General features: G+C 31.5%; 16 protein-coding genes. 15 read left to right on the top strand and 1 reads right to left on the bottom strand.

Annotated elements, in window-relative coordinates; all coding sequences use genetic code 11:
* Position 1 precedes the first annotated feature (1 nt).
* From ACSUE0_RS03700 to holA, 14 genes are all read left to right on the top strand, one after another.
* On the top strand, positions 2 to 1,234 hold the full coding sequence (locus ACSUE0_RS03700) for an NRAMP family divalent metal transporter (protein WP_436956149.1): 1,233 nt from the start codon (positions 2 to 4) through the stop codon (positions 1,232 to 1,234).
* A 232-nt stretch (positions 1,235 to 1,466) separates the two neighbouring features.
* Positions 1,467 to 2,153: a 5'-methylthioadenosine/S-adenosylhomocysteine nucleosidase gene (gene mtnN / locus ACSUE0_RS03705; protein WP_119613918.1), complete on the top strand. Its 687-nt coding sequence runs from the start codon at positions 1,467 to 1,469 to the stop codon at positions 2,151 to 2,153.
* Between the two features lie 15 nt (positions 2,154 to 2,168).
* On the top strand, positions 2,169 to 2,696 hold the full coding sequence (locus ACSUE0_RS03710) for a YqeG family HAD IIIA-type phosphatase (RefSeq protein ID WP_119613919.1): 528 nt from the start codon (positions 2,169 to 2,171) through the stop codon (positions 2,694 to 2,696).
* On the top strand, positions 2,697 to 3,803 hold the full coding sequence (yqeH, locus tag ACSUE0_RS03715) for a ribosome biogenesis GTPase YqeH (protein ID WP_119613920.1): 1,107 nt from the start codon (positions 2,697 to 2,699) through the stop codon (positions 3,801 to 3,803).
* 12 nt (positions 3,804 to 3,815) lie between these two features.
* Positions 3,816 to 4,613, top strand: a complete 798-nt coding sequence (gene aroE, locus ACSUE0_RS03720; protein ID WP_119613921.1) for a shikimate dehydrogenase — start codon at positions 3,816 to 3,818, stop codon at positions 4,611 to 4,613.
* 11 nt (positions 4,614 to 4,624) lie between these two features.
* On the top strand, positions 4,625 to 4,915 hold the full coding sequence (gene yhbY, locus ACSUE0_RS03725; RefSeq protein ID WP_017724629.1) for a ribosome assembly RNA-binding protein YhbY: 291 nt from the start codon (positions 4,625 to 4,627) through the stop codon (positions 4,913 to 4,915).
* The gene (gene nadD / locus ACSUE0_RS03730) at positions 4,915 to 5,487 is read left to right on the top strand and encodes a nicotinate (nicotinamide) nucleotide adenylyltransferase (RefSeq protein ID WP_119613922.1); all 573 of its coding nucleotides are present in this window, start codon (positions 4,915 to 4,917) and stop codon (positions 5,485 to 5,487) included. The genes yhbY and nadD overlap by 1 nt, the downstream gene beginning before the upstream one ends.
* Positions 5,477 to 6,061 (top strand): bis(5'-nucleosyl)-tetraphosphatase (symmetrical) YqeK, encoded by a 585-nt coding sequence (gene yqeK / locus ACSUE0_RS03735; RefSeq protein ID WP_107551137.1) that lies wholly within the window; start codon positions 5,477 to 5,479, stop codon positions 6,059 to 6,061. Before nadD ends, yqeK begins: the two co-directional genes overlap by 11 nt.
* Entirely contained in the window at positions 6,062 to 6,415 is a 354-nt protein-coding gene (rsfS, locus tag ACSUE0_RS03740) for a ribosome silencing factor (RefSeq protein ID WP_017724626.1), read from the top strand.
* A 2-nt stretch (positions 6,416 to 6,417) separates the two neighbouring features.
* On the top strand, positions 6,418 to 7,134 hold the full coding sequence (locus ACSUE0_RS03745) for a class I SAM-dependent DNA methyltransferase (RefSeq protein ID WP_119613923.1): 717 nt from the start codon (positions 6,418 to 6,420) through the stop codon (positions 7,132 to 7,134).
* 48 nt (positions 7,135 to 7,182) lie between these two features.
* Complete coding sequence (locus ACSUE0_RS03750; protein ID WP_119613924.1) at positions 7,183 to 7,896, top strand: helix-hairpin-helix domain-containing protein; 714 nt, start codon at positions 7,183 to 7,185, stop codon at positions 7,894 to 7,896.
* An 84-nt stretch (positions 7,897 to 7,980) separates the two neighbouring features.
* The gene (locus tag ACSUE0_RS03755) at positions 7,981 to 8,442 is read left to right on the top strand and encodes a ComE operon protein 2 (RefSeq protein ID WP_119613925.1); all 462 of its coding nucleotides are present in this window, start codon (positions 7,981 to 7,983) and stop codon (positions 8,440 to 8,442) included.
* 4 nt (positions 8,443 to 8,446) lie between these two features.
* The gene (locus ACSUE0_RS03760; protein ID WP_436956154.1) at positions 8,447 to 10,669 is read left to right on the top strand and encodes a DNA internalization-related competence protein ComEC/Rec2; all 2,223 of its coding nucleotides are present in this window, start codon (positions 8,447 to 8,449) and stop codon (positions 10,667 to 10,669) included.
* A gap of 72 nt (positions 10,670 to 10,741) precedes the next feature.
* Positions 10,742 to 11,716, top strand: coding sequence for a DNA polymerase III subunit delta (gene holA, locus ACSUE0_RS03765; protein ID WP_436956156.1), 975 nt, complete (start codon positions 10,742 to 10,744; stop codon positions 11,714 to 11,716).
* 364 nt (positions 11,717 to 12,080) lie between these two features.
* Here holA and rpsT read toward each other — a convergent pair whose 3' ends face one another.
* The gene (gene rpsT, locus ACSUE0_RS03770; RefSeq protein ID WP_017724620.1) at positions 12,081 to 12,332 is read right to left on the bottom strand and encodes a 30S ribosomal protein S20; all 252 of its coding nucleotides are present in this window, start codon (positions 12,330 to 12,332) and stop codon (positions 12,081 to 12,083) included.
* Positions 12,333 to 12,652: 320 nt separating this feature from the next.
* Between rpsT and lepA the strand changes: the two genes are divergently transcribed.
* Positions 12,653 to 14,476, top strand: a complete 1,824-nt coding sequence (lepA, locus tag ACSUE0_RS03775) for a translation elongation factor 4 (RefSeq protein ID WP_436956158.1) — start codon at positions 12,653 to 12,655, stop codon at positions 14,474 to 14,476.
* Positions 14,477 to 14,526 lie beyond the last annotated feature (50 nt).

Genomic DNA, 14,526 nt, shown 5'->3' on the forward strand with positions numbered 1-14,526 from the left:
TATGGGGGAAAGATTAAAGTCAGATGAGCAAGAATTTAAGTTTACTAAGAACCACAAAAGACTACTATTAGGGTCAGTATTTTTAATGGCGACATCTGCAATAGGGCCAGCATTTTTAACACAAACCGCTGTTTTTACTGCACAATTTTCTTCAAGTTTTGCGTTTGCAATTTTGTTATCAATAATTATTGACATAGGTGCACAAATCAATATTTGGCGTGTATTAGTTGTAACCGGAAAACGAGGACAAGAAATAGCTAATGAAATATTCAATGGACTAGGAACATTTATTTCTATTCTTATCGCAATAGGTGGTCTCGCATTTAACATTGGTAATATTGCTGGTGCTGGACTAGGACTAAATGCCATATTTGGGTTAGATGTTAAAATTGGTGCAGCCATTACCGCCATCTTATCAATTGGTATTTTTATTAGTAAAAGCGGACAGAAAATAATGGATGTAGTTACAATGTTCTTAGGCGTATTGATGATTATTGTAGTAGCATTTGTTATGTTCAAAGCTAATCCACCTTATGCTGAAGCGGCTAAACATTTAGTAATGCCTGAACAACCACTTGCACTAGTCTTGCCTATTATTACTTTAGTCGGTGGTACGGTTGGTGGTTATATTACTTTTGCAGGAGCACATAGAATATTAGACTCAGGCATTCAAGGGAAGGCATACTTACCATTTGTAAATAAAGCAGCCATCTCAGGTATTTTAACAACAGGTGTTTTAAGAACATTGCTATTCTTAGCAGTACTAGGTGTAGTAGTTACCGGCGTAACATTAAACTCAGAAAACCCACCAGCTTCTGTGTTTGAACATGTTCTAGGACCGATAGGACGTAATATCTTTGGTGTTGTATTATTTGCTGCAGCCATGTCATCAGTCATTGGTTCTGCATATACGAGTGCTACGTTCTTAAAAACACTTCATAAATCAGTCTATAATAAAACAAATATTATTGTAATTAGTTTTATTGTGTTTTCAACTTTAGTGTTCTTATCACTAGGTAAGCCTGTAACACTATTAATAGTTGCAGGGGCGTTAAATGGTTTGATTTTACCAATTACGTTAGGTACAATATTAATTGCTAGTAAACGTAAATCTATAGTTGGAGATTATAAACACCCAACGTGGATGCTGATTTTCGGTATTGTTGCAGTCGTAGTAACTATTGTAACAGGAGTGTTCTCATTACAAGGACTAACTGAATTATTTGGTAGTTAATAAATAATTTTATAAAACCCTGTAAGTAATGTCATTGACGCATACTTACAGGGTTTTAACTATTAATTGCGTAATAATTAAATATGATAGAAATAGTTTAGATTAATAATCGAAATAGATAATGAATTGAATATTTGTAATTTGAATAAAAACATAGAACTAATATCGAGCTATTTCTTTAAATGTGGTAGAATAACAAAGGCTAGGATTTTTTAAGATGAGGTGAATGAATGTGATTGGTATTATAGGTGCTATGGAAGAAGAAGTAGCAATCTTAAAAGATAAAATAAAAAATTTAGAAGAAATTAAAATCGCGCATGTAATCTTTTATAAAGGGAATTTAGAAGGTAAAGACATAATTCTCACACAGAGTGGTATTGGTAAAGTGAATGTAGCGATTTCAACTACATTATTAATTAATCAATTTAAGCCTAACTTAATTATTAATACAGGTTCTGCTGGTGCACTAGACAAATCATTAAATGTAGGAGATATTGTCGTAAGTGATATGGTTGCCTATCATGATGCAGACGCAAGAGCTTTTGGCTATCAACTAGGACAAATCCCACAAATGCCTGCGCAATTTGTTGCAGATAAAGAATTAATAGATAAAGCAATTGAAGCTATTAAGCAACAACAAATCAATGCCAAGACAGGCTTGATCGTTAGTGGCGATAGTTTTATTGGTACAAGTGAACAACGCACGGCAATTAAAGCAAACTTTCCGCAAGCTATGGCAGCGGAAATGGAAGCCACGGCGATTGCACAAACTTGTCATCAATTCAACATGCCATTTATAATTACTCGAGCAATTTCAGATTTAGCAGATGGCGATGCGGGAATTACATTTGAAGCATTTTTAGAAAAAGCAGCAATATCTTCAAGTGAAATCGTAGAACACTTAATTAAAACTATATAAAAAGGTGAAAATAAAATGGGTATGATAAAGCATTATTTTATGCCAAATGAATATGTTCAATCTATTTTTCAAATAGATATTGAAAAACTTGCAGCATCTGGTGTTAAAGGTATAATTACAGATTTAGATAATACACTTGTAGGATGGGATGTAGCAAATCCAACAGATGCTGTTAAGCAATGGTTTGAACAAGCAAAAGAAGCAGGTATTACAGTAACAATTGTTTCTAATAATAATAAACAACGTGTTGGAAGTTTTTCAGAATCATTAAAAGTTGATTATATATTTAGGGCGAAAAAACCAAGAGGTAGAGCTTTTAACCAAGCATCAAAATTAATGAATTTGAAACCTTCTGAGATTGTAGTAATAGGAGATCAAATGCTAACAGATGTATTTGGTGGTAATAGAAGAGGCTTATTTACAATTATGGTTGTTCCTGTAAAGCAAACAGATGGTTTTATAACAAAATTCAACCGTTTAATCGAGCGAAGATTGTTACAACATTTTAGAAAAAAAGGTTATATTACATGGGAGGAAAACTGATTGGCTGAAACTGAAATATTGAAATGTATTGGTTGCGGTGCACCATTACAAGCTGAAGATCCAAATGCGCCCGGTTATGTACCAGAACATAATTTATACCGCGAGGATGTCATTTGTAAGAGATGCTTTAGATTGAAGAATTACAACGAAGTACAAGATGTAGGGTTAGATAGTGAAGACTTCTTAAAATTACTTAATGGCTTAGCTGATAGAAGCGGTATTGTTGTGAATGTAGTTGATGTATTTGATTTTGAAGGTTCATTTATTAATGCAATTAAACGTATTGTAGGTAACAAAAAGATTATTTTAGTAGCCAATAAAGTAGATTTATTACCTAAACAAATTAATAAGCGTCGTGTGAAAGAGTGGCTGAAAAAGACAGCTAGAAAATATGGCCTAGAAGCTGATGATGTTGTACTTATTTCTGCTGAAAAAAATGAAGGGATTGAAGATTTATTAAATTCAATCAATACATTAAGAAACAGTGAAGACGTATATATTGTAGGTACGACAAATGTAGGTAAATCAACGCTTATTAATAAATTAATTGAACGAAGTGTTGGCGAAAAAGACGTAGTAACAACATCAAGATTTCCAGGTACGACTTTAGATATGATTGATATTCCTTTAGACGATACTTCTTTCATGTATGATACACCTGGTGTTATTCAAGAACATCAGATGACACATTATGTCACTGAAAATGAACTTAAGACAATCATGCCGAAAAAGGAAGTTAAACAACGTATATACCAATTAAATGAAGGTCAAACTCTATTCTTTGGTGGACTAGCAAGAATCGATTACGTAAGTGGTGGGAAACGGCCACTAGTCTGTTATTTTTCTAACGAATTAAATATACACCGTACCAAAACTGAAAATGCTAATGAATTATGGCGCAATCAGTTAGGTGCTGTACTTGCGCCACCTAATAACCCAGAGAATTTTGACTTAAAAAATGTTAAAGCGGTAAGGTTGGAAACTGGAAAAGAAAAACGCGACGTGATGATTTCTGGTTTAGGGTTTATTACAATTGATGAAGGTGCTAAAGTTATAATTCGCGTACCTAAAAATGTTGATGTAGTATTAAGAAATTCAATAATGTAAGGTGGCATAAACATGAAATATGCGGTAATAGGTAACCCAATAGTACATTCATTATCCCCAATCATGCATAATGCGAATTTTGAAGCGTTAAACAATCCATCATCTTATGAAGCAATTAACATACCAGAAGACCAATTTCACCTAATCAAAGAAATTATTGATGAAAAAGCACTTTCTGGATTTAATGTGACGATTCCTCATAAAGAAAATATATTGCCATATCTAGATGAAATAGATGATCAATCCAAGACAGTTGGCGCTGTTAATACAGTGAAAATTGAAGATGGTAAATGGATTGGTTACAATACAGATGGTATTGGGTATGTAACTGGTTTACAACAGGTATATCCAGATTTGGAAAATGCTTATATATTAATTTTAGGCGCTGGCGGTGCAAGTAAAGGTATTGCAAATGAATTAGTTAAGCATGTACACTCTAAATTAACAATTGCTAATAGAACTTTGAAACGTTTTGAAAATTGGGATTTAGATGTGAACCAAATTACTTTGGAAGAAGCTGAAAAAGCACTAGATGAATTTGATATCGTGATTAATACAACACCTGCCGGTATGCATGAAAACAAGGAAGTAGTTATAAATCTAGATAATTTAGATTCGCGAACTTTAGTTAGTGATATTGTGTATGTACCTTTTAAAACGCCTATTTTAGAAATAGCAGAAGCGAAAGGAAATCCAATTCACAATGGCCTTGATATGTTTGTATATCAAGGGGCAGAGAGTTTTAAAATATGGACAAATGAACTACCTCAAATCCAAATTATGAAAGAGGCAGTTTTAAAGCATTTATAAAGGAGCTAATTATGTTAACAGGTAAGCAAAAAAGATTTTTACGCAGTAAAGCCCATAATGTCGACCCAACTTTTCAAATAGGTAAAGCGGGTATAAATGATAATATGGTAGATCAACTACAAGATATTTTAGAAAATAGAGAACTAATTAAAATACATGTGTTACAAAATAATTCTGAAGATAAAAATGATTTAGCACAGACTTTAAGTGATGCAACGCGTAGTGACATTGTGCAAGTAATCGGGTCTATGATTGTGTTGTATAAAGAATCTCAAGACAATAAGCAAATTCAATTACCATAATGACAAAATCAATCGTAATATATGGTGGGCAGTTTAACCCGATTCATCTTGCTCACATGGTAGTAGCTAGTGAAGTTAATGATGTCATTAAACCGGATGTATTTTATTTTTTACCAAGTTATATGTCACCTTTAAAGGTTCATGATGAATACTTAGATGCAAATCATAGGGTTACAATGATTCACAATGTTATTAAAGAACTTGGATTCGGCGAAGTTTATTTAGACGAAATAGAGAGAAAGGGACAGAGTTATACATTTGATACCGTTCGTTCTATGTTAGAAGAAAACCCCGAAGCTAAAATATATTTGGTAATTGGCACTGATCAGTATAATCAGCTAGATAAGTGGTATAAAATAGATGAATTAAAAGAGCTCATCACATTTGTAATTGTTAATAGAGACAAGGCACAACAAAGTGTTGATGCAGATATGATAGCAATTACAATCCCGCGCATTGATATTAGTTCAACGTTAATTAGAGATAGAATAAAATCTAATAGGAATATTCAGGTTTTGGTTCCTCCAAGTGTTGAACAATATATCCGAGAGGAAGGATTATATGAAAATTGATCAAGCAGTTGAAATTGTTAAGGAGAAATTGCCTGAAAAAAGGTTTAACCATTCATTAAGAGTAGCAGAAACAGCTGTGAAATTAGCAGATATTTATGATGGTGACAAAGATAAAGCTGAACTTGCAGGTGTTTTACATGATTATTCAAAGTATGATGACCTAGGTTCAATGTATCAAATTGTTACACAACAAGATTTAGATCGCAATTTACTAAGTTATGGCTCTGAAATATTACACGGCCCAGTTTGCGCAGTAATTATGAAAGAACACTATGGTATTAAAGATGAAGAAGTATTACTCGCAATTAAAAATCATACGACTGGCCGTGCCCAAATGACGAAAACCGAAAAACTTGTATTTATTGCAGATTATATAGAACCAGGCCGTCAGACCCCAGGCGTTGAAGAAATTAGAGATTTAGCATACAATCAAGGTAGCTTAGATAAAACTATATACGAAATATCTAAGCGAACAGTGTTATATTTAATTAATAAAGATATTAATGTTTATGACGCAACGATTGCATGTTTAAATTATTATAATTACAGTGACGAAAGAGTAAAGGATGATTAGATGAAATCAGATCAACTATTAAAGCTAGCTGTCGAAGCAACAGAGAATAAAAAAGCAGAAGATATTATTTCATTAAATATGAAAGGTATTAGCGATATGACAGATTATTTCGTAGTTTGTCACGGAAATAATGAAAAACAAGTTCAATCAATTGCACGTGCAGTTAAAGACGCAGCTAACGAAGCAGAAATTGAAGTTAAGCGTATGGAAGGCTTTAATGAAGCGAGATGGATTCTTATTGATTTAGCAAATGTAGTCGTACACGTTTTCCACAAAGACGAAAGAGATTATTATAATATTGAAAAATTATATAGAGATGCACCATTAGAATCATATAGACAGGTAGTTTATTAACTATGTCTCAATATCAAGAAATGAGCCTGTTTTACGATCAGTTAACGCTTGATCAACCTTATGAGTCTTGGTTAGAGATTGTAAATTATTTTGCAGAAAATAAAGGCTCTATCCTAGATATAGGATGCGGTACAGGTAGCTTAACGTCATTATTTAATGAATTTAAACAAGTGACTGGTATGGACCTCAGTATCGATATGCTTGCGATAGCAACACAAAAATCAGAACATGTTAATTGGCTAGAAGGCGATATGACTGATTTTCAACTCAACACATCATTTGATGTTATCACTATTTTTTGCGATTCATTAAATTATCTACCAGAGACAGAGCATGTTGTTGCTACTTTCAAACGTGTTTTCGAGCATTTAGATAATAATGGTGTATTTATGTTTGATGTACACACAAGTTTTAAAATGGATACTTTATTTAATAATCAAAGTTATATTGATGAATCGGATGATGTATTTCTTGGATGGGAAGCTGTTAAAGGTGAAGAACCATTAAGTGTATGGCATGATATGTCATTTTTCATTAGGCAATCTGATGGTAAGTATAATCGATTTGATGAATCTCACTATCAGCGTACCTATCTAGAATCAGAATACAAGGATATGCTTGCCCAAGTAGGTTTTAAGGATATTCAGACATTTGTTGATTTTGAAATTGATAATCATGATGTTGAAGGACACCGCTTGTTTTTCATTGTTAAAAAATAAAAGTAAAATCACTCCTTTGTACGTGTATTGTATAAAGGAGTGATTTTTATGTTGTTTCAATGGGAAAGATGGAAAGAAATTATTAACAAATATAAAATTATATTTAGCATTATTTTAATCGTTTTATTACTAACACTTATTTTATTAGGCAATAAATTTATTCACATGGATGACAAAGAGATGAACGAAATTTCAACAGTATCTATAAATAAAGCTGCAAGTGAATCTCAATCTAATGAAACTGAATCCAATATTAAACGCAAAGAAAATCCTAGAAAATCCGAAAATGAAGTTATTATTGTAGATGTAAAGGGTGCGGTTAAACATCCTAATATCTACGAGATGAAGTCTACAGATAGAGTCAAACAGTTATTAGATAAAGCGCAGATTTTGGATAATGCAGATCTTTCAACAATTAACCTTGCAGAAAAGTTGTTGGACCAAAAAGTTATATATATTCCCCAAAAGGGAGAAACACCAGTCGCAAATACTAATGGTTCAAGTAAATCAAATAACCATCAACAAGACCAAACGCTAGCTTTGAAAACTGAATTGCACGATAGCCAACAAGGGAAAATAAACTTAAATAGTGCTAGCGAAACTCAATTGTTAAGTGTAAATGGTATTGGTCCTACAAAAGCTAAATCTATTATTGAATATAGAGAGCAACATGGCAATTTTGAATCAGTGGATCAATTGAAAGAAGTTAAAGGCATAGGGTCAAAAACACTGGAAAAGATAAGTGATTATTTTGTAGTTTAAGTTTTTGTTGCATTTTTAAATGATACAAATTAACCTATAATTAAATCAAAATTTTATTTTAATCAAAAGACGGAGGCTATCATCATGGATCGCATTAAATGGGAAGAATATTTTATGGCACAAAGTCATTTATTGGCATTACGCTCTACGTGTCAACGCTTGTCAGTAGGTGCTACTGTTGTAAAGGATAATAGAATTATAGCTGGAGGATACAACGGGTCTGTATCAGGTGAGGTTCATTGCATTGATGAAGGTTGTTTATTAGAAGATGGTCACTGTATACGTACTATACATGCTGAAATGAATGCATTATTACAGTGTGCTAAACAGGGAGTATCTACTGATGGTGCAACAATTTATGTTACGCATTTTCCTTGTTTGAATTGTACGAAGTCAATTATACAAGCAGGAATTAAAACAATTTATTACGCTGAAGATTATCACAATCATGATTATGCGTTGAAATTATTAGATCAATCAGGTATCGAACACATGAAAATCCCTTTCAATCAAGAACATGTAGCACAATACTTAATGAATCAATAACTTCTTGATTTTTTATGCATTAGCATATTTAGTCGGTATTTTATGGCTACATGTCAAATCATTGTCGATGCTGATCTTTGTAATCATAATGGTAATAGGTATTAGAAAAAGATTAAGATGGTTTCAAATACTATTCATTATATTAATGCCAATATTATCAAATGTTTATTTTCAATATCATTTAAAAGTGACAGTTGAACAACATAACTTTTTAACGAAACAAACTGTGCATACTCAAGCTTATTTTATAAATAAGCCAAATTTGAACAATAAAAAGTTAACTGGAAATGTCAAAATAGGAAAGCGTACATTTAAATATTATTATCAAATAAAAAGTGAAAATGCTAGGGCAGTACAATCAAAAATTTTTCGGCAAAATTGCAAAATTGATGCCATATTTAAGTCGTACAACAAGCACCCGTACAGCCAACTATCACTTTTTATAAATAATATTGATTTTAATAGTTGTTATAAATCCAAAAGCGATTATTCATATATTTTAGATTATCACAAGCAGTACGTATTAGAACGACTTAAGCATTTACACATAGAACCTACGGGTAAGGTTTTTGCACTTATAAGTGGTGACGTATCAGAAATTAGTAAAGACGACATTGATAAATATAAAGATATTGGGATATATCATCTATTAGCCATTAGTGGGATGCATATAGGTACATTAACAAGCATATTATATTTTTTGTTAAACCATATGAAATGCCCAATCGTTATCATCAAAATAGCCATTTGCGTTATTTTACCATTATATGTTTTTTATATAGATTTAGCTCCAAGTGCTATAAGAGCAACTATGACTTGCCTCTTGTTAATTATATTATCTAAATCAATTGCAAAAAATGCGCTTAATTTACTATCACTATCATTTATTTTTATGACTTCGCTTCATCCACCTTTTATTTATCATTTAGGCTTTCAATTTTCTTTTCTTATCACATTTTTTATTTTGTTTGCTCTTCCAATATTAGAAAAAGCTCATTTGATAAAAAATATTTTCTATCTATCTTTAATTGCGCAACTGGGTTCATTTATTATAAGTGCTATTTATTTTAATCATATTCAATGGATTGGTATTATAACTAACCTATTTTTTGTACCTTTCTATACATTTATCCTATTTCCATTTGTTATTTTCATCGTTATCCTCTTACATTTCCCCCTAGAACTAAGCTTTCTTAGCACACCACTAAATTTATTAATGACGTTTCATGATGTAGTTATCAATCTATTCATACACATGAACATATATAAATGGCATGTACCTGAACTTAATGAAATATTTATTACTTTAACTTTTGTTACAGTTTTTATAGCATTAGTTTTTTTAGTTCATAAATATTATGTATGTTTTATCATAACTGTGCTTATTTTGTATATCATTTCTACAATCATTCCACATGATGATTCTTATAAATTAACAATGTTAAATGTGAATCAAGGTGATGCATTTTTATTCGAGACAAATGAACGAGAAAGCATGCTTATTGATACTGGCGGCACATCGATGAGCTCAGCTATGGATTCAGCAATGAAAGAAAATCATAATATTGCTAAATATCATATAATACCTACACTTAAAAAGCACGGTCTAGCATCTTTAGATTATATTATTATTTCACATCCTCATGTGGATCATATGGGTGAATTAAGTTACTTAATAACTAAGTTCAAGATAAAAAATATAATCATTAATACAACAAGTTTTAATATAAATAAATTAAAGACTTTAATCCACCAAAGTGAGAGAAATCATATAAAGTTAATTGATTTTAAAAATATACAACAATTTAACTTAGGTAAAGCAAATATTACTTTACTTGATACAACAATTAAGCATTCAGAGGATTTAAATGAACATTCTATTGTAACTTTTATAGAATATAATAAGATTAAAATGTTGTTTATGGGAGATGCTACCACTAATAATGAACAAATACTTTTGCGTAATTTTAAATTGTCAAAGATAGATATACTAAAAGTGGGTCATCATGGAAGCAAAACAAGTACTAGCAATGAATTTTTACAAAAAATACAACCAACAATTTGTCTTGTTTCTGTAGGTAAGACAAATCGGTATAATTTACCCAATCAAGAAGTTATAACTAAATTAAAAAAGTTAGGTGCTCAAGTTTTCCAATCAAATGAGTATGGAGAGGTAACTATAAAATTAAATTCCCAATTAACTATAAATACTGTAATGAACCAATGATTTTATGTAGAGAGATCAACCTCTCCATGCTATAATAATTAAATGCGTAATAGTGATGAAAGGGTGCTAAAGATGAGCGATAAGATAATTACAATTTACGGTGAAGTACCTGAACTTATTGAAAAAAAGTCAGCTGAAGTCATTAACCGTTACTTGAATGCCCCTAAAGATGATTTTAACTTTGTTAAATATAATTTATATGAAAGTGATTTATCTCCTGTAATTGAAGAAACACTAACCTTACCATTTTTTTCTGACAAAAAAGCAGTATTAGTTCAAAATGCATATGTGTTTACAGGCGAAAAAGCGCCAAAAGACTTAAATCATAATACTGATCAACTAATTGAATTTATTGAAAAATATGATGGGGAAACTTTAATAATATTTGAAGTCTATCAATCAAAATTAGATGAAAGAAAAAAGTTAGTTAAAACTTTAAAGAAACACGCTAATTTAATCAAAATTGAACAAATGACCGAAGAAGAGATAAAAAAATGGATGAAAAATGAACTTCACGAAAATTACAAAGATATAAAACAAGATGCGTTAGACTTATTTTTAGAACTTACGGGTATTAATTTTAATATTGTAAAACAAGAACTTGAAAAAGTAATACTATTTTTAGGTGATAGGGCTACGATTAATAAGCAAGATGTGCATCAAATTGTTAATAGAAGTTTAGAACAAAATGTCTTTTTATTAACTGATTATATTCAGAAAAATAAAAAATCCCAAGCTATACAATTGGTGAAAGACTTGATAGCAATGAAAGAAGAACCAATTAAATTATTAGCATTAATTACAAGTAATTATCGCTTATTTTATCAATGTAAAATATTAGGTCAAAAAGGCTACAGTGGCCAACAAATAGCTAAAACAATCAATGTACATCCATACCGTGTTAAATTAGCTTTGAACCAATCAAGAAATTACCAATTAGAGAAGTTATTAAACATAATTGATACATGCGCAGAAACAGATTATAAATTGAAGTCATCATATATGGATAAACAATTGATTTTAGAACTGTTTATATTGTCACTTTAATTATATACAGATAGTTACGCTTAACTTAATGGAATGAGATTTGACAGTATTAAAATAGTTTTTCTAGTGGATTTTTAACTAATTGATTTTGGATTTTTAAATAGTATCATTTTATGTTTAATCTAAATGATATATTGAATTTGTACATAGAATTTGGCTGTTGATAATACTTTTATATTGTCGACAGTCTATTTGTTTAATAAACAAATACCAAGAGATAGATGTTTGATGAGTTCTTGAAAGAAAAGTTTGCAAGACTGATCACACTTAAAAGATTATGATATATAAATAAACAAACCTTAGGCGAACTATCACCTAAGGTTTGTTTGATTAGTAGATTCGAGCAGTTGCTTGAATCTGTTTATTATTTAGCAGCTGTCATTAATGAAGACTTGATACGAGCAGCTTTGTTAGTGTGGATTAAGTTGCGTTGTGCAGCTTTATCTACTTTTTTCAAAGCAAAGCTCACTAAGTCAGCTTTGTTATCAGCACCAGCTTCTATAGCTGAATGAGCTCTCTTAACTGCTGTACGCATTTCATTTTTTTGAGAAATATTACGAGCTTCAGCAGTGTGTGTTGTGTTAACACGTTTAATTGCAGATTTAATGTTTGGCATGTGTGTCACCTCCTAAAAGTGATCTTCGCTATCAAAGTTAATTTGATTACAACAAGAAATATTTTATCAAAACAAGCAACTTTCTGCAATCATTTATTTATCTAAGGCGCGTAAAATAGATATAAATGATACAATATATGATAGAAAGATAAGAAAGTAACATAAAAGTTCAATTCAAAATCTCTTTAAAATGTTATGACTTAATAAGTATTACTATTAAAATACTTTGCAAGTTTGCAATTAACTATTAAAAACGTTATTATATCAAAGAATGTCATACATATTACGGGCTAGAATTATGAAAGTGAGAAGGATAATACATGGATAAACAAGAACGCTATAATCGACGTAAAAATATTAGAAACTTTTCCATTATCGCACATATAGACCATGGTAAATCTACGTTAGCTGATAGGATTTTAGAAAATACAAAATCAGTCGAGACTAGAGACATGCAGTCTCAATTATTGGATTCTATGGATTTAGAAAGAGAACGCGGTATAACAATTAAATTAAATGCAGTACGTTTAAAATATGATGCTAAAGATGGGGAAACATATACGTTCCACTTAATCGATACACCAGGGCATGTCGATTTTACTTATGAGGTGTCTAGATCACTTGCAGCATGTGAAGGTGCTATATTAGTTGTGGATGCGGCACAAGGTATAGAGGCACAAACTTTAGCGAATGTGTATTTAGCACTTGATAATGATTTAGAATTACTACCAGTTATCAATAAAATAGATTTGCCAGCGGCAGAACCTGAACGAGTAAAACAAGAATTAGAAGACGTTATCGGTATCGATAAAGATGATGTGGTACTTGCAAGTGCAAAATCAAATATTGGTATTGAAGATATCTTAGAGAAAATCGTTGAAGTAGTACCACCGCCTGAAGGTGACCCAGAAGAACCTTTAAAAGCACTTATATTCGATTCAGAATATGATCCATATAGAGGGGTTATATCTTCTATCAGGGTGGTGGAAGGTATTGTAAAAGCAGGCGATCGTATTAAAATGATGGCAACGGGCAAAGAATTCGAAGTGACTGAAGTTGGTATCAATACACCAAAACAATTACAAGTTGATGAATTGACTGTCGGTGATGTTGGTTATATCATTGCTAGCATTAAAAATGTAGATGATTCACGTGTAGGGGATACAATTACCCATGCCGATAGACCAGCGGTTGAACCATTACAAGGTTACAAGAAAATGAATCCAATGGTCTTCTGTGGTCTATTTCCAATTGATAACAAAGATTATAATGATTTAAGAGAAGCACTAGAAAAATTACAATTAAATGACGCTTCGTTAGAATTTGAGCCTGAATCATCACAAGCTTTAGGTTTTGGTTATCGTACAGGTTTCTTAGGTATGTTGCATATGGAAATTATCCAGGAACGTATTGAGCGTGAATTTGGAATAGAGCTTATTGCCACAGCGCCTTCAGTTATTTATGAATGCATCTTAAAAACAGGCGATGAAGTAACGGTGGATAATCCTGCGAACATGCCTGATAGAGATAAGATAGAAACAATATACGAGCCATTTGTGCGCGCGACTATGATGGTTCCTAATGACTATGTAGGTGCAGTAATGGAGTTATGCCAACGCAAACGTGGTCAATTTATAAATATGGAATATATGGATGATATCCGTGTGAATATTATTTATGAGATTCCATTATCAGAAGTAGTGTTCGATTTCTTTGATCAGTTAAAATCTAATACTAAGGGGTATGCTTCATTCGATTATGAATTTATCGATAATAAAGAAAGTGATTTAGTGAAGATGGATATCTTGTTAAATGGTGAGAAAGTAGATGCTTTAAGCTTTATCGTGCATAAAGAATTTGCATATGACCGAGGAAAAGCTTTAGTCGAGAAACTTAAAACGCTGATACCTAGACAACAGTTCGAAGTTCCTGTACAAGCAGCTGTAGGACAAAAAATCGTAGCAAGAACGAATATTAAATCAATGGGTAAAAATGTTTTGTCTAAATGTTATGGTGGCGACATTACTCGTAAGAGAAAACTTTTAGAAAAACAAAAAGCTGGTAAAGCTAAAATGAAAGCAGTAGGTAATGTTGAAATTCCTCAAGACGCTTTCTTAGCTGTACTTAAGATGGATGAAGATTAATATAAATTAAAAATTGGGGCCTTAAATCCAAAAGATTTATGGCCCAGTTT

It is taken from the genome of Staphylococcus sp. AS1337, assembly GCF_051408735.1.
Taxonomy (GTDB): domain Bacteria; phylum Bacillota; class Bacilli; order Staphylococcales; family Staphylococcaceae; genus Staphylococcus; species Staphylococcus xylosus_B.